This window comes from Syntrophales bacterium, assembly GCA_035363115.1.
GTDB lineage: Bacteria > Desulfobacterota > Syntrophia > Syntrophales > PHBD01 > PHBD01.
Window position 1 is genome coordinate 334,767 of record DAOSEM010000001.1, and the last position, 14,884, is coordinate 349,650.

The following is a 14,884-nucleotide window of genomic DNA, read 5'->3' on the forward strand; positions in this document are numbered from 1 at the left end:
TCCTTTCGGGTTACCGATTCCGCGCCGCGGCGGTCTTTTGCATCCAGAAGACCGCCAGTCCCGCCCCGATCATGAGCAGGCAGAGAAGCTGTCCCATGCTCAGGGAAAGCCAGAGAAGCCCGAGCTGGGCGTCTGGTTCCCGGAAAAATTCAATGACGAAACGAATGAGACCATAGCCGATCAGATACAGCGAGAAGAGAAATCCGTCAAAGGGGCTTTTCCGGCGGATCGCCCAGAGAATGGCGAAAAGGACAAGGCCCTCGAAGAACGCCTCGTAAAGCTGGGAGGGGTGGCGAAGCCGGCCTGTGGGGTCGAGGGGAAAATACATCCCCCAGGGCATCGTCGTGGCGCGTCCCCAGAGCTCGCCGTTCAGGAAATTCCCGAGCCGGCCGAAGGTGTAGCCCAGCGGCACCGTGGGACAGATCAGGTCCGTCATGTTCCAGAAGGCGAAGCCGTTGCGCCGGCAGAACCAGACGGCCGCCAGGATCACCCCCACGAGCCCGCCGTGGAACGACATGCCGCTGATGCCGACGAAGCGGATTCCGTTTCCGAATTCAAAGGGCAGGAATATCTCCAGGGGATGATGCGCGTAATAGTCCAGGTTGTAGAACAGGACGTAGCCGAGGCGGCCGCCGAGGATCAGGCCCAGGATGATCCAGATGAATAGGTCCTGGATTGTTTCCGGCGTGTAGGGGTATTTTTCCTGCCGGATTCTCCGGACCACCAGGAAATAGGTGAGGCCGAAGGCCACCAGATACATCAGGCTGTACCAGCGGAGCTGGAAGGACCCGATCTGGAAGAGGAAAGGACTGATGTGGCTGGGAAGGTCCGCCCAGCCGGCCGGATGGTCCATGAGGTCTGCTTTCTCCCGCCTGCATCCCTGTGAAGCCGGCGGTGTCTGAGGGATTGTCCTTGTACGGCGGGTTGCCCTTCGGGAGACCCGACTGACGCCGCCGTTGGCACACGGGCAGTCTCTTATCACAGCGGGTGGTCCCTGTGCAACGGAAGTCCTTGAAACCGGGGTGTATTGACAGGGGGCGGCGCCTTCTGTATCGTGGCTCCGGCCGGGGCGGAGCGGACCGCAGCCGTCCGGGCGCATTCCGCCGCGCGGCGCCCGGTCCCGATTCCGGGTTGCCTGCATCGAAAAGGAGGCCTTATGAAGTGGGGGATCCTGGTGTTTCCGAACGTCGAGGAGCTGGATTTCGCAGGTCCCTGGGAGATCCTCGGCATGTGGGGCAAGTTCGCCGGGGGGCCCGACACCCGGCTGATTGTCGCCGAGACATCCGGACCGGTCACCTGCGCCAAAGGCCTGACCGTCCTCCCGCACGTATCTTTCGCGGACTGCCCGCCACTGGATGGTCTCCTCGTCCCCGGGGGCGAGGGAACGCGCCGGGAGGTCGATAATCCGGCCCTGATCGACTTCATCGCCGCGCAGGCGAAATCGTGCCGGGCCATCCTCTCGGTCTGCACCGGCTCCTTCCTGCTGCATCGAGCCGGTCTCCTGAGCGACCGGAAGGCGACGACCCATTGGAGCTCCCTGGAGCGGCTGCGGAAACTGGGAGACGTGCTCGTCGAGGAAGAGCGGTTCACCCGCGATGGCAACGTCTGGACCGCCGCCGGCGTGTCCGCCGGGATCGACATGATGCTCGCCTTTATCGCCGAGACGGCGGGGGAGCAGGCCGCGGGCGTCGCCCAGTTCGCCGCCGAGTATTACCCGCTCTGCCGCTCTTATGGAGACTCTCATATGCGCCCGGAAGCACCGGCGTATTTGAAAAGAAAGCGCTGAGACGGGCGGGCGGCGGCCGTCGCCGGGATCGCCCGGCGTGGTCATATCCATCCATCATTCACGGCATGCAGCAGCCGGCTCGTTGAAGCACGCCGCTGGAATGCATGCCCCGGGGGACCGTATGAAGCAGTGGGTATTTCTCTCGATCGCCATTGTGAGCGAGGTGGTGGCCACCTCGGCCCTGAAAAGCAGCGAGGGCTTCACGAGGCTTCTGCCGTCGCTGCTTGTTGTTGCGGGCTACGGCGCCGCTTTCTATTTCCTGTCCCTGACGCTTCGGACGATTCCGGTGGGGATTGCCTATGCGGTGTGGTCGGGGGTCGGCATGGTGCTCATTTCCGTGGTGGCCTGGCTTTTCCTGGACCAGAAGCTCGACGCCCCGGCGATTGCAGGAATCGTCCTGATTGCGGCGGGGGTTGTTGTCATGAACGTATGTTCGAAAACGGTGGTGCATTAGGCGGCTGTTGAAAACGGGCCGTCTGCGTCGTTCCCCTCGCCCTTCGCCATTCGACGTACAAACAAGTACGCCTTGTGGCTCAGGCCATCGGGAGCCTCGCATCCGACCCCTTTTGAACAGCCTGGGAAGGTACTTGACAGTGCGGCTGTTGAAAAGGGGCCGTCTGCGTCGTTCCCCTTTCAATGGAGGTCTTCGCAGCGTATGGAAAGCCGTTTCCGGGATTACAATCTGGCCCTCTTCTCGGGTGGGCGCCGGATTTTCACATCGATGGGGAAGGGGCTCCGGCCGCTGTTGGAGTGCCTGGACGCCTGCCGGGGTCTCCGGGACTGCGTGCTCCACGACAAGATCATGGGGCTGGCGGCGGCCCGGCTGGCGGCGGACTCGGGGATCGTGCGGGAGATCGTGTCCCGGACGGCCTCGGAGCCGGCAGCGCGCTTCCTGGAAAGGAGGGGGCTCCCGCTGGAGGTGGAGGAGACCGTTCCCGCCATCCTCACGCTGGATGGCGGCGCCGTCTGTCCCGGGGAGCGGATCGCCCTGGCCGTGGAAGATCCGGTGCGGTTTGAAGCGGAGATCCGGGCCATGATCGCCTCCGGCTCGGCCGGGCGGCCCGCCGGTCAGTAGGCCATGCCCTTGAGGTCCTCCACGTAGAGTTGGGCCGAGTAAGCCGCGACGGCGCCATCACCGCATGCGGTGATGACCTGCCGCAGTGGAGTCGCCGTGCAGTCCCCGCAGGCGAACAGGCCCGGCGCCGACGTCCGCATCGCCCGGTCCACCCGGACGGCCCCGTCGGGCCCCCGGTCGACCAGGTCCCGGACGAGGTCCGTGTTCGGGATCAGGCCCACGAAGAGGAAGACCCCCTCTGCCGGGATCTCGCGCTCCTCTCCCGTTTTCACGTCCCGGAGGCGGACGGCCTCCACAGTCTCCTTCCCGAGGATTTCCCGGACGACGGAGTTCCAGGCAAAGGCGATCTTCTCGTTGGCGAAGGCCCGGTCCTGGAGGATCCCCGTGGCGCGGAGACGGTCCCGCCGGTGGACCACGGTGACCTTCCCGGCAAAGTGGGTCAGGAACAGGGCCTCCTGGACGGCCGTGTTGCCTCCCCCGACGACGACCACCTCGCGGTTTCGGTAAAACGGCCCGTCGCAGGTGGCGCAGAAGGAGACTCCACGGCCGATGTACTGTTCCTCCCCCGGGACGCCGAGCCTCCTCCAGGAGGCCCCCGTAGCCAGGACAACCGACAGGGCATCGATCGTTTTCCCGCCCGCGCCGATCCGCCAGACCGGCAGGTCTCCCCGTCGGCCGGCTTCCAGAGACGTCGTGTCCTCGGACAGGATTTCCAGGCCGAACTGCACCGCCTGCTTCTTCAGGCGTTCCACCAGGTCGAATCCGTTGATGCCCTCCGGAAACCCCGGATAGTTCTCGATCATGTCGGTGATGGTGATCTGGGAGACCGTGGAGGCTCCCTGGACCAGGATCGTCCGGAGGTTGGCCCGGGCGGCGTAGATGCCCGTCGTCAGGCCCGCCGGACCTCCACCGATGATGGCCACGTCGAAGTAATGATCCGGGTGCGCCGCTTCTGCCATGGAAAGCCTCCTGCCCGCCGGTTGCGGAATGGTTTCCCATCCTTTAGACAATCGGACCGGCCGTGTCAACGGGAGGCCTTTTTCCCTTGGCAACCAGGGGCGGGTGTGCTATGAAACGGCGAATAAATCAGAATATTTATGGAACTTAATCCCTTCCGTTTCCAAGGAGAAAATCCCTTATGTCCGGCCATTCCAAATGGAGCACCATCAAGCGGAAAAAAGGCGCCATCGACGCGAAGCGAGGCAAGATCTTCACGAAACTCGCCAAGGAGATCAGCCTGGCGGCCCGGCTCGGCGGCGGCGATCCCGAAGCGAACGCGCGGCTCCGCCAGGCGGTCATCGCCGCCCGGGACGAGAACATGCCCAAGGACAACATCGAACGGGCCATCAAGAAAGGTACGGGCGAGCTGGGGTCGGTCAACTACGAGGAAGTCACCTATGAAGGGTACGGCCCCGGTGGCGTGGCGCTGATGGTGGAGATCATGACGGACAACAAGAACCGGACCGTGGCCGAGATCCGCCACATCCTCTCCAAGCATGGCGGGAACCTGGGGGAAAACGGCTGCGTCTCCTGGATCTTCTCGAAGCACGGCAGCATCCTGATCGAGAAGAAGCAGATCGGCGAGGACGAGCTCATGGAGCTGGCCCTGGAGGCCGGGGCGGAGGACGTCCGGGAGGAGGAGAACGAATTCGAGGTTCTCACCGATCCGCTGTCCTTCGAAGGCGTCCGGAAGGTCCTGCAGGAGAAGGGCCTGAAGTTCCTCGAGGCGAAGGTGACCATGATTCCCCAGAATCTCGTCAAGCTCGAAGGGAGCAAAGCGGAGCAGATGCTCAAGATGATGGAGAAGCTCGAGGACAACGACGACGTCCAGAACGTCTACGCGAATTTCGACATCGCCGATGACGTGATGGAAAAGATGAGCTGACCGGTTCCCGCGCTTCTCTTTCGGCATGCGTCCGGATCATCCCTTGAGAATCCTCGGTATCGACCCCGGAAGCCACGTAACCGGGTACGGTGTGGTGGAGAAGCGGCGAGCCGGCCTTTCCTGCATCACCTTTGGCGAGATCCGCCCGCCTCGGGGGGCCTCTCTCACCAAGGCGCTTTCCGTCGTTTATGAAAGGATCGAAGGCCTGATCCGTGAATCCGCTCCGGACGTCATGGCCATCGAGGACATCTTTTTCGGAAAGAACGTCCGGAGCCTGATCCGCCAGGGGCACCTGAGGGGGATTGTCCTTCTCGCCGGGACCCACGGAGGGCTGCCGGTTTTTGAATACACCCCCCTGGAGATCAAGAAGGCCGTCGTCGGTTACGGCCGGGCGGAGAAAAGCCAGGTGCAGAGCATGGTGAGGGCGATCCTGAAACTCCCCGGGGAGGCGCCCGCGGATGCATCCGACGCCCTGGCGGCGGCCATCTGCCACGCCCATTTCGGAAAGGACGAAACGGTCTGATGATCGCCCGCATCCAGGGAATTCTTCTCGAGAAATCGCTCAGCTCCGTCACCCTGGACGTCGGCGGCGTGGGATACCGCGTCTTCGTTCCCCTCACCGCCGTCTACAATCTTCCGGAGGCGGGCGAAAGGCTGGCCCTGCACATCCACACGCACGTGCGGGAGGATGCCATCCAGCTCTTCGGCTTTCCGGACCTCGCCCAGCGGGATCTCTTCCAGATGATGATTGCGGTCAGCGGGATCGGTCCCCGCCTGGCCATGAACATCCTGTCGGGAATCACACCGGAGGACCTGGCGGCGGCCCTCTCCCGGGGGGACCTGGCCCGGCTGGTAAGGATCCCCGGTGTAGGGCGCAAGATGGCCGAGCGGATGGTCCTGGAACTGAAGGAGCGGATCCTCAAGGCCGGCTTCACGGCCGCGGCGGGACGCGGCGAGGCGCCGCCGGAAGCCGCGGGCATGGAGGACGACGTCCTCTCGGCGCTCCTGAATCTCGGGTACAAGGAAGCGGCGGCGAAGAGCGCTCTGGAGAAGGCTGCAAGAGAGGTCTCGGAGCCGGCGTCGCTGGACGGGCTCCTCAAGGGAGCTCTCAAGATCCTGTCAGGCTGATGAAAAATGGCCGTCTGCGTCGTTGCCCTTGTCATTAGCCGTTCGACGTACGGACAACGCTTTTGAACGGCCTGGAATGCATCAGCGAATGGTCTGAGATTTGACAGGAAATGGGCCACTGCGGTTCCGCTTGGAGTGGAATTAACGGTGCCCGAGCAGGAAAGGACGATCCGGGTGGCGAAGAAGCGGAAAGAGGAAGCACCGGAAGAGAGAAACCCGCTGGTTCATCCGGCGGTCCTGGAGGAGGACGCGGGGCTGGATGTGTCCCTGCGCCCCCGGAGCCTGGAAGAATACATCGGCCAGCCGAAAATTAAGGACAACCTCTCCCTCTTCATCCAGGCCGCCCGGGAGCGGGGCGAGGCCCTCGACCACGTACTCCTCTACGGTCCTCCCGGCCTCGGCAAGACAACCCTGGCCTATATCGTCGCCCGGGAGATGGGAGTGGACATCAAGGTGACCTCGGGTCCCGTCATCGAGCGGCCCGGGGATCTGGCGGCGATCCTCACGAACCTCCACGACCAGGACGTCCTGTTCATCGACGAGATCCACCGCCTCTCCCACGTGGTCGAGGAAATATTATATCCGGCCATGGAGGACTACCACATCGATATCCTCATCGGACAGGGGCCCTCCGCCCGCTCGATGAAGCTGGGTATCCCCCGGTTCACCCTGATCGGCGCCACCACGAAGGCGGGGTTGTTGACCTCCCCGCTCAGGGACCGGTTCGGCATGAGCTTCCGCTTCGATTTCTACAGCCCGGAGGAACTCGCGGTGATCATCCGGCGCTCCGCCGGGATCCTCTCCATCGCCATCGACAACGGCGGTGCGGTGGAGCTGGCCCGCCGCTGCCGGGGCACCCCCCGGATCGCCAACCGGCTCCTCCGGCGCGTCCGGGACTATGCCCAGGTGAAGGCCCGGGGAAAGGTCGACCTGGAGGTGGTAGTCCGGGCCCTGGAGCTCTTCGAGGTGGACGGACGGGGATTCGATCACATGGACCGGCGGATCCTCCTGACCCTGATCGAGAAGTTCGGCGGCGGGCCCGTGGGCATCGACAGCCTGTCGTCGGCCATCGGGGAGGAGCGATCCACGCTGGAAGACGTCTATGAACCCTTCCTGGTTCAGGAAGGCTATATTCAGCGGACCGCCCGGGGAAGGCTGGCGACGAAAGCGGCCTATGACCACTTCGGAATGGCCTGGCCCGGGGCCCGCCAGGGGGAACTGCTATGAAAGTCCTGCTTCACATCTGCTGCGCCCCGTGCGCCATCGTCCCCGTGGGGGAACTCAGGGACGAGGGCCATGACGTCACGGGCATGTTCTTCAACCCCAACATCCACCCCTTCCAGGAACACCAGCGGCGCCTGGAGACCCTCCGGGAATATGCGGACATGGTTTCCTTGCCGGTCATCTGGCCCGAAGAGTATCCCCTGGAGGAGTACCTGCAGGCGGTGATTTCCCTGGGTACCGAACGGTGCACGCAGTGTTACCGGATCCGCCTGGAGCGGACAGCCGAGACCGCCCGGGCCGGAGGGTACGATGCCTTCACCTCCACCCTCCTTTACAGCCGGTACCAGCGGCATGAACAGATCCGGGAAGTCGCAGCGGAAATGAGCAGCAGGCACGGGGTTCCATTCCTTTACCGCGATTTCCGGGAGGGATGGCAGGAGGGGCTCCGGAAATCCCGTCACATGGGACTCTACCGCCAGCCCTATTGCGGCTGCATCTTCAGCGAGAAGGAGCGTTTCTATCGCCCGCCCAGAACGGCAAAGCACGCGGCTTCCCAGGAGCCGTCCGCCGACCGGATGCCTCCCGGATGCGGATGACGGTGTACCGGGGCATGCTTCCGGTTCCCGGGCCGTGCCCCGATACCCTGTTTCATGCTGATGGCCGCCTCTGTGTTCTTATCGACACACCCGGTACGGATATCCGTTCCGGCAGGCTCGGAAATGGTTCCCATTAAGGGCTCAATATGAGGGGTCATTTTAAACCACCACCCTGTTTTTCGTCAGGGCAGGGGGGCATGGTGCAGAACTTGCTTTTTAATGCTCCATCACATCGGGAATCGCGGGTTTTATGCATTTACAAAGAACCATAAACGACGAAATCTATTGTAATAGTACGGGCTTGCACTCGGGGCGGAAAGTCTCCATGACGATCCGGCCCGCCCTGGTGGACGAGGGGATTGTGTTCATTCGCAAGGATATCCCCTCCGGATACCGGATTCAGGCGGACTATAACAACGTGGCGGATACGACCCTTGCCACGACCCTCGGAACCAATGGCGCGAGCATTTCCACGGTGGAGCACCTCCTGTCGGCCTTCTCGGGCATGGGGGTCGACAATGCGATCGTGGAAGTGAACGCCCCGGAAGTGCCCATCATGGACGGCAGCGCCCTGCCCTTCGTCGAGATGCTCAAAGGGGTGGGAACCCGGACCCAGGGCAAGTACAAGAAAGTCCTGGTGGTTCGCCGGGAGGTTTCGGTCTCGGACGGGGTGGGGACGGCCATGTTCCTGCCGGCGCCGGAATTCAAAATCACGTATAAAATCGATTTCAAGCACCCCATTATCGGACAGCAGTCCCATTCCATGACCTTCACCGACGAGTGCTACGAGCGGGACATCTGCCCCGCACGCACCTTCGGCTTCCTTCGGGACGTTGAATACCTGCAGGCCCGGGGACTCGCCCTGGGCGGCTCCCTGGGGAACGCCGTCGTTCTGGACGATGAACGTGTCCTGAACAAGGAGGGCCTCCGCTTCCCGGACGAGTTCGTGAAACACAAGATCCTGGACGCCATTGGAGACCTGGCACTCCTGGGGATGCCCATCATCGGCCACTTTGTGGCGTACAAGTCCGGTCACAAAATGAACAACCTCCTCCTGAAGGAACTGATGTCCCGGGAGGAAAACCGGGAGATCATCGACCACCCGACCGCAGAGGCCGCGCCGGAGCGGTTCCGGTCGCTGCGAATTCCGGCCTTTCGGGTTCTCGATGCGGCCCGGGCTTGATCGGGCTTAGAAAATACCAATCTTCCCGCCTTGTTGTAGCTTCCGTGATCCATATCTGGAGCTTGCAATTTCCGTGACAGTTCCTTAGAATCCCTTTTTGCTTTCCAGGCGGACAGGTTTTTGAAGGTTTCGAAAACCTGTTTCGTCCGGGGGAGAATGCTTGCACCGGGGAAAGACATCCATGAAAAAAACCAGTTTGTTTGCATCGGCCGTCCTGATCCTGCTCACGGCCGTCATGGCTACGGCCGCAGCGACGTCGAAGCCGTACATCCGGGATATCCTCGTAACCACAAAAGGAGAACAGGTTCTTCTTTACGGAAAGGTCACCAACGGCTTCACCCCGGAGATGAACGCGGAGATTATGGCCGGGTTCCCCGTCCGGTTCACGTTTTATGCCGGCGTCTACCAGGATCGTTCCTTCTGGTTCGACCGTCGGCTCTCGGAAATCGAGGTCAACCGGACGCTCAAGTACGATAACCTGAAGAAGACCTTCCTGGTTGCCTCCGACGGCACCCCCGAGCCCGCCGTTTTCCAGACCCTGGGAGAGGCAAGGTCCGCCATGTCCGACCTGAACGGGTTCTCCGTCGGCTCGGTGAAGTCGCTTGCCAAGAACACGGAATATTACCTGAAGGTGATGGCCAAGCTGGACCGGGTGCAGCTTCCGCTCCGGCTGGAATACGTCTTTCTGTTCGTCTCCCTGTGGGATCTGGAGACGCCCTGGCACACGTACAGGTTCATCTATCGCGAATGAAACCGAATCGGAAGAACCCGGTCATCGACGAGAAGGAAGCCCGCAAGCGGCGGCGGGAACGGCTCATCATCCTCCTGACGGTGTGCCTGATCGTCCTTCTGGCCTACGTGGAGAGCAGGATCTCCTGGCGGGGCCAGGTCCTGCCCATCTCGGACAATGTCCTGATCTTCGGCTTCATCAACATCAACATCATCCTGATCATCCTCCTCATCTTCCTGATTGTCCGCAACGTGGTGAAGCTGGTATTCGAGCGCCGGCGCGGCGTCATCGGCTCGAAGTGGCGGTCCAAGCTGGTGGCGGCCTTCGTGAGCCTGTCGCTGATTCCCACGGCTCTCCTGTTTGTCGTGTCCATCAACTTCCTTTCCTACAGCATCGAGAACTGGTTCAATGTGCGTCTCGGGGATGCCCTGAACACAACCCTGGAAGTGGCCCAGTACTATTACCAGCAGGGGACCGAGTACGCCCGCTACCATGCCCGCGGCATCAGCGGAGAAATCACGGACAATCGCCTCTACGAGCCGGACAAGCATTCGTACCTGAAGGCCCTCATGGAGCGGCGCCAGTCCAGCCTGAATATCGGGGTCCTGGAAGTGCATTTCGACAGCCAGAGAGAGGGGATGATCGTCCGCAGTACTCCCGCGGAGACAATACCTCCGTCTGTCCTGACGGCATCGCAGCTCGAGAAGGTCTATGCGGGGCAGGAAGTGGCGGAGATACAAACCAGCACGGCCGCCGGGGAGATCATCCGGGGGATCGCGCCGGTTTACACGTTCCTGGTTCCCAGGGAGGTGATCGGGTACGTGACGGTCAGTTACATCATGCCGAAGGCCATGGTGGACAAAATGGCCGTAATCTCCGCCGCGTCGGAGCAGTACCGCCAGCTGAAAATCCTGAAGAACCCGGTCAAGTTCACCTATGTGGTCACCCTGTCGGTCGTGACGCTCCTGATCCTTTTTTTCGCCACCTGGTTCGGCCTGTTCCTGGCGAAGGGAATCAACGAGCCCCTCGAGGACCTGGCGGAGGCGACCCGGAAGATTGCTGCCGGTGATCTTGATTATCAGATCAACCTCGCCGGGGATGACGAGATCGGGGTCCTCGGGCAGTCCTTCAATGCCATGACCCGGGAGCTCAAGAAGTCGAACCAGCGCCTGGAAGAGGCGAACAGGGACCTGGAAGAGCGCCGGAAATACATGGAAACGGTCCTGGGCAACGTTTCGGCGGGCGTCATCGCCGCCGACCGGGACGGCATCGTTACAGCCGTCAACCGGGCGGCGGAGCGGATGCTCCATATCCGGACGGAACAGGTCCTCTGGAAATCGTACCTGGACATCCTGACGGCGGAACAACTGGTGCTTGCCCGGGAAATGCTCCAGGAAATGAAGGAAAGCCCGGAGGGAGCCCTTCAGAAGCAGATGGAAATCGTCGTGGAAAGCCGGGCTATCACGATCCTCATGACGGCAACGGACATCCGGGATGACGATGGACGCGACATGGGGGTCGTCGTGGTATTCGAGGACCTTACGGAGATGCAAAAGGCCGAGCGGGCCGCGGCCTGGCGGGAAGTGGCGCGGCGCATGGCCCACGAAATCAAAAACCCCTTGACGCCGATCCAGCTTTCTGCCCAGAGACTGCAGCGGAAATACGGGGACCGCCTCGGGGAGGACGTCAAGGTCTTCCAGGAATGCACGAAGACCATCATCGATCACGTGGACGTCCTCAAAAACCTGGTGAACGCCTTTTCCCAATACGCACGGATGCCCGTGACGAATCCGTCGCCCAATGACCTCAACGAGGTCGTCACCGATCCGGTGGTCCTGTTCCAGGACGCCCACAAGGACCTCCGGTTCGACCTCGACCTCGATCCCGGAATCCCTCGGCTGCTCATCGATCCCGAGCAGATCAAGCGGGTCATGATCAACCTCCTGGACAACGCCGTGGCGGCGGTGCAGGGCTCCTCCGGACACATCGCCGTCCGCTCCGCCTTCGACCGGCGGAACTCCCGGGTGACGGTGGCCGTGGCCGACAACGGGTGCGGGGTGCCGCCACGCTACAAGATGAAGATTTTCGAGCCCTATTTTTCAACAAAAGTGTCCGGGACCGGACTCGGCCTCGCCATTGTCAGTTCCATCATCTCCGACCACCAGGGCCAGGTTCAGGTGGCGGACAACAATCCCTGCGGGACCGTTGTGTCTTTTCATCTTCCCGTAATGGAAGGGGACGGGAACGCGGCCATGAAGCAGCCTTCCCTGGAATCGGAACATGCATAAGAACATCCTGATCGTTGACGACGAGAAAAGCATCTGCCAGTCCCTCGAGGGAATCCTCGCCGACGAGGGCTACGAAGTCCAGACGGCGCCGAGTGCCGAAGATGCCCTCCGCATGATGGAGGAGGAGGCACCGCACCTGGTGCTCCTGGACATCTGGCTTCCCGGAATGGACGGCCTCGAGGCGCTCAAGATCATCAAGACCGAGTTTCCCCAGGTCCGGGTGGTCATGATGTCGGGCCACGGAACCATCGAGACGGCCGTCAAGGCGACGAAGCTGGGCGCCTTCGATTTCATCGAGAAGCCCCTGTCGCTGGAAAAGATCATCCTGGTGATCAACCACGCGATGGACATGATGCGCCTGGAGGAGGAGAACGTCCTCCTGAAGCAGAAGCTAACCCAGAGCTTCGAGCTGACGGGCAAGAGTCCCGTGATCATGGAGCTCAAGGAGCAGATCTCCATCGTGGCTCCCACCAACGCCTGGATCCTCATCATGGGGGAAAACGGAACCGGAAAAGAGCTGGTGGCCCGCTCCATTCACCGCAAGAGCCGACGGAACCAGAAGCCCTTCGTGGAGGTCAACTGTGCGGCCATCCCGGAGGAGCTGATCGAAAGCGAGCTTTTCGGCCATGAAAAAGGCGCCTTTACGGGGGCGACCTCGAAGAAGAGGGGCAAGTTCGACCTGGCCAACGAGGGGACCATCTTCCTCGACGAGGTAGCCGACATGAGCCAGAAGGCCCAGGCGAAGATCCTCCGCATCCTCCAGGAAAAAACCTTTGAACGGGTGGGGGGCAACCGGCTCATCTCCACGGACGTCCGGGTCCTGGCGGCCACCAACAAGGACCTGGAACGGGAAATGGAGGAAGGACGCTTCCGGCAGGACCTGTACTACCGCCTGAACGTCATTCCCCTGCATGTGCCGCCCCTGCGGGACCGGCGGGAAGACATCCCGCTTCTTGTAGCCCGTTTTATCCACGACTTTTCACTGAAGGAAGGCGAGGTGGAAAAAACGATGAGCAACGAGGCCCTGGAGAAGCTCATGCGGCACGACTGGCCGGGGAATGTCCGGGAGCTGAAGAACATCGTCGAGCGCCTGGTCATCATGACGCCCGGCAGGGTCATCGACGTGGCGGATATCCCCCCGCTCCAGAAGACGGAGAACGGCCAGCGGCCGGAGACCGCCGACATTCCCATTCCCTCCGATTCGGACTCCCTCCGGGATGCCCGGCAGGACTTCGAGAAACAGTTCATCATCAAAAAACTGAAGGAGTTCGACGGGAATATCTCCCGAACGGCGGAGGCCATCGGGCTGGAGCGGAGCAATCTTCACCGGAAGATCAAGTCCTTCGGGCTGGACGCCAGGCCGGACGACCGGGAATCCCAGCCGTCCTGATCAGGACTTTTCTCCGCCGTTCATCTGCCGCTGCAGGTCCGCCAGCGAGAATTTCATGAAGGGCAGGAACGGAAGTCCCATGACCACGATGAACAGTACGGAAATGAAATGGTAGACCACGGCGAAGGGCAGTGCCTCCGCCTTGGTGATTCCGAACAGCCCGAGACCCAGGATACAGGCGTAATGCCAGTTCCCGATAAATCCCGGGGCCGTGGGAATGGCGATTCCGATCAGGAGGATGACCATCAGGATCAGGGCTGCCGTGACCGACAGGGGAAGGGAAAAGGCCGCGAACATGGCGTAAATGATCGCCACGTCCACGACCCAGATCACAAGCGACAGTATGCCCACCCGTACAAGCAGGCGCGTGTCCCGGATGATCCCGAACCCGTCGATGAAATGGAGGATCATCCCCCGGATCGGGGCGGCAAAACGGCCGGGAATCCATCGAATGATGAACTCCGCCGCCTGCATGGCGTTTTCCCGCCGGAAGGACAGAAAGATCATCAGGAAGACCAGCCCCAGCATGGCCGCCCCGAACAGGATGCCGGAACGGACGAGCCAGGGCGGGAAGGGCGTCCACTGCAGGGCGATCATCGCCAGCAGGAGAACGGTTGCGCCGTCCATGACCCTCTCCACCAGGATCGTACCGAGGGCGGAGGTCATCCGGATGCTGCTGTGGCGGGCGATGAGGTAGGGTCGGACCAGCTCTCCCAGGCGGGCCGGCAGGGCCGTGATGGCCAGGAATCCGACGTTGGAGATTTTAAAAACGGTCCACGGGCGGACCGTTTCCAGGGGTTTGAGGATCAGGCCCCAGCGCCATGAGCGCAGGACCTGCATGGCCAGCATGCCTGCGAGCGCGGGAACGAGAAAGCCGTAGCGGATCGACCGGAATCCCTCGGCCACATCCCCGAAACGAATGCCCCTCACCGAGAGCCAGACCAGGGCCGCACTCAGCAGGATTCCCAGGATCAGTTTCTTTTTCATGGGCATTCCCGGCCGGTGACGGCGCTCAATCCGCCGCTCTCCCCGCAGGGGGCCGGGGTCCCTCGTTCATCAGGGATTTCCGGTCGCTGCACCGGCTGCCGGAAGAGGTTTTACAACCGGCGCGGGACTGCTTCCCAGCCCTCCGTTCCCGATCTTTGCGAGATTGTCCCGGATCCGATCCTGGATGAGCTGTGAGGAGACCTTGTTGCCGAACAGCCCCACCCGGACGGAGACCGTGGTGACGTCTTTGTCCTTGTACTTCAGTGCGATGGTCACGTCCTCCCCGTCGATGACGGCCTTGATCGTTCCCTCGCCGATCTTCCGTTCCGGCGACACGTCCCGACCCTTCATGTCTGCCACGGTCTTCTCGCAGGCTTTCCAGGTCTTGTCCATGGCGAAATAGTAATCCGTCTTCATCTCGCCGTTGATGTACGCATAGGTGCCGCCTCCGGCCCCCGCCGCGGCGACTCCCCCGACGATCAGGGCTGTCTCCAAACCACATCCGGCAAGCATCAGGACCCCGAACACGACCGCCAGCGCTTTTTTCCACTTGTCCGTCATAGCTCCTCCTTTTGCTTCCTGGTGTTGGTGGCCGCCGGTGCGGTATGGACA

Annotated in this window: 16 protein-coding genes; 12 read left to right on the forward strand and 4 right to left on the reverse strand. The window is 62.0% G+C overall.

The window, feature by feature from the left end:
- Window positions 1–10: 10 nt before the first annotated feature.
- Complete coding sequence (gene lgt / locus PLO63_01450; GenBank protein HOI72786.1) at window positions 11–853, reverse strand: prolipoprotein diacylglyceryl transferase; 843 nt, start codon at window positions 851–853, stop codon at window positions 11–13.
- Between the two features lie 303 nt (window positions 854–1,156).
- On the opposite strand from lgt, the gene PLO63_01455 reads away from it, so the two are divergent.
- The 3 genes from PLO63_01455 (at window position 1,157) to PLO63_01465 (ending at window position 2,861) form a co-directional block, all read left to right on the forward strand.
- A complete protein-coding gene (locus tag PLO63_01455) occupies window positions 1,157–1,786 on the forward strand; it encodes a DJ-1/PfpI family protein (protein ID HOI72787.1) in 630 nt (209 codons plus the stop codon).
- Window positions 1,787–1,907: 121 nt separating this feature from the next.
- Window positions 1,908–2,240, forward strand: coding sequence for an SMR family transporter (locus tag PLO63_01460; protein ID HOI72788.1), 333 nt, complete (start codon window positions 1,908–1,910; stop codon window positions 2,238–2,240).
- 201 nt (window positions 2,241–2,441) lie between these two features.
- Complete coding sequence (locus tag PLO63_01465) at window positions 2,442–2,861, forward strand: DUF1893 domain-containing protein (GenBank protein HOI72789.1); 420 nt, start codon at window positions 2,442–2,444, stop codon at window positions 2,859–2,861.
- Here the strand turns inward: PLO63_01465 and trxB are convergent.
- Window positions 2,855–3,820, reverse strand: coding sequence for a thioredoxin-disulfide reductase (gene trxB, locus PLO63_01470; protein HOI72790.1), 966 nt, complete (start codon window positions 3,818–3,820; stop codon window positions 2,855–2,857). The genes PLO63_01465 and trxB overlap by 7 nt on opposite strands.
- Window positions 3,821–3,999: 179 nt before the next feature.
- Here trxB and PLO63_01475 point away from each other — a divergent pair, with 179 nt between their 5' ends.
- From PLO63_01475 to PLO63_01515, 9 genes are all read left to right on the forward strand, one after another.
- Window positions 4,000–4,746, forward strand: a complete 747-nt coding sequence (locus PLO63_01475; GenBank protein ID HOI72791.1) for a YebC/PmpR family DNA-binding transcriptional regulator — start codon at window positions 4,000–4,002, stop codon at window positions 4,744–4,746.
- 43 nt (window positions 4,747–4,789) lie between these two features.
- Window positions 4,790–5,269, forward strand: coding sequence for a crossover junction endodeoxyribonuclease RuvC (gene ruvC / locus PLO63_01480; GenBank protein HOI72792.1), 480 nt, complete (start codon window positions 4,790–4,792; stop codon window positions 5,267–5,269).
- Window positions 5,269–5,874: a Holliday junction branch migration protein RuvA gene (ruvA, locus tag PLO63_01485; GenBank protein ID HOI72793.1), complete on the forward strand. Its 606-nt coding sequence runs from the start codon at window positions 5,269–5,271 to the stop codon at window positions 5,872–5,874. The genes ruvC and ruvA overlap by 1 nt, the downstream gene beginning before the upstream one ends.
- A 147-nt stretch (window positions 5,875–6,021) precedes the next feature.
- Window positions 6,022–7,101 carry a Holliday junction branch migration DNA helicase RuvB gene (gene ruvB, locus PLO63_01490; protein HOI72794.1) on the forward strand — a complete coding sequence of 360 codons (1,080 nt, stop codon included), beginning with the start codon at window positions 6,022–6,024 and terminating at the stop codon, window positions 7,099–7,101.
- Window positions 7,098–7,694 carry an epoxyqueuosine reductase QueH gene (locus PLO63_01495; protein HOI72795.1) on the forward strand — a complete coding sequence of 199 codons (597 nt, stop codon included), beginning with the start codon at window positions 7,098–7,100 and terminating at the stop codon, window positions 7,692–7,694. Before ruvB ends, PLO63_01495 begins: the two co-directional genes overlap by 4 nt.
- 250 nt (window positions 7,695–7,944) lie before the next feature.
- Window positions 7,945–8,877, forward strand: coding sequence for a UDP-3-O-acyl-N-acetylglucosamine deacetylase (gene lpxC, locus PLO63_01500; protein ID HOI72796.1), 933 nt, complete (start codon window positions 7,945–7,947; stop codon window positions 8,875–8,877).
- 181 nt (window positions 8,878–9,058) lie between these two features.
- Window positions 9,059–9,628, forward strand: coding sequence for a DUF4390 domain-containing protein (locus tag PLO63_01505; GenBank protein HOI72797.1), 570 nt, complete (start codon window positions 9,059–9,061; stop codon window positions 9,626–9,628).
- A complete protein-coding gene (locus tag PLO63_01510; GenBank protein ID HOI72798.1) occupies window positions 9,625–11,895 on the forward strand; it encodes an ATP-binding protein in 2,271 nt (756 codons plus the stop codon). Before PLO63_01505 ends, PLO63_01510 begins: the two co-directional genes overlap by 4 nt.
- Entirely contained in the window at window positions 11,888–13,285 is a 1,398-nt protein-coding gene (locus tag PLO63_01515) for a sigma-54 dependent transcriptional regulator (GenBank protein HOI72799.1), read from the forward strand. The genes PLO63_01510 and PLO63_01515 overlap by 8 nt, the downstream gene beginning before the upstream one ends.
- Here the strand turns inward: PLO63_01515 and PLO63_01520 are convergent, their stop codons facing one another.
- Together PLO63_01520 and PLO63_01525 are read right to left on the reverse strand one after the other, a co-directional pair.
- On the reverse strand, window positions 13,286–14,272 hold the full coding sequence (locus tag PLO63_01520) for a lysylphosphatidylglycerol synthase transmembrane domain-containing protein (GenBank protein HOI72800.1): 987 nt from the start codon (window positions 14,270–14,272) through the stop codon (window positions 13,286–13,288).
- Window positions 14,273–14,341: 69 nt separating this feature from the next.
- Complete coding sequence (locus PLO63_01525; protein ID HOI72801.1) at window positions 14,342–14,833, reverse strand: DUF3568 family protein; 492 nt, start codon at window positions 14,831–14,833, stop codon at window positions 14,342–14,344.
- Window positions 14,834–14,884: the final 51 nt, after the last annotated feature.

Bases quoted from the DNA above. Each gene is read 5' to 3' on its own strand.
- lgt (HOI72786.1), bottom strand. From the start codon at position 853: ATGGACCATCCGGCCGGCTGGGCGGACCTTCCCAGCCACATCAGTCCT.
- PLO63_01455 (HOI72787.1), top strand. From the start codon at position 1,157: ATGAAGTGGGGGATCCTGGTGTTTCCGAACGTCGAGGAGCTGGATTTC.
- PLO63_01460 (HOI72788.1), top strand. From the start codon at position 1,908: ATGAAGCAGTGGGTATTTCTCTCGATCGCCATTGTGAGCGAGGTGGTG.
- PLO63_01465 (HOI72789.1), top strand. From the start codon at position 2,442: ATGGAAAGCCGTTTCCGGGATTACAATCTGGCCCTCTTCTCGGGTGGG.
- trxB (HOI72790.1), bottom strand. From the start codon at position 3,820: ATGGCAGAAGCGGCGCACCCGGATCATTACTTCGACGTGGCCATCATC.
- PLO63_01475 (HOI72791.1), top strand. From the start codon at position 4,000: ATGTCCGGCCATTCCAAATGGAGCACCATCAAGCGGAAAAAAGGCGCC.
- ruvA (HOI72793.1), top strand. From the start codon at position 5,269: ATGATCGCCCGCATCCAGGGAATTCTTCTCGAGAAATCGCTCAGCTCC.
- PLO63_01495 (HOI72795.1), top strand. From the start codon at position 7,098: ATGAAAGTCCTGCTTCACATCTGCTGCGCCCCGTGCGCCATCGTCCCC.
- lpxC (HOI72796.1), top strand. From the start codon at position 7,945: ATGCATTTACAAAGAACCATAAACGACGAAATCTATTGTAATAGTACG.
- PLO63_01505 (HOI72797.1), top strand. From the start codon at position 9,059: ATGAAAAAAACCAGTTTGTTTGCATCGGCCGTCCTGATCCTGCTCACG.
- PLO63_01510 (HOI72798.1), top strand. From the start codon at position 9,625: ATGAAACCGAATCGGAAGAACCCGGTCATCGACGAGAAGGAAGCCCGC.
- PLO63_01515 (HOI72799.1), top strand. From the start codon at position 11,888: ATGCATAAGAACATCCTGATCGTTGACGACGAGAAAAGCATCTGCCAG.
- PLO63_01520 (HOI72800.1), bottom strand. From the start codon at position 14,272: ATGAAAAAGAAACTGATCCTGGGAATCCTGCTGAGTGCGGCCCTGGTC.
- PLO63_01525 (HOI72801.1), bottom strand. From the start codon at position 14,833: ATGACGGACAAGTGGAAAAAAGCGCTGGCGGTCGTGTTCGGGGTCCTG.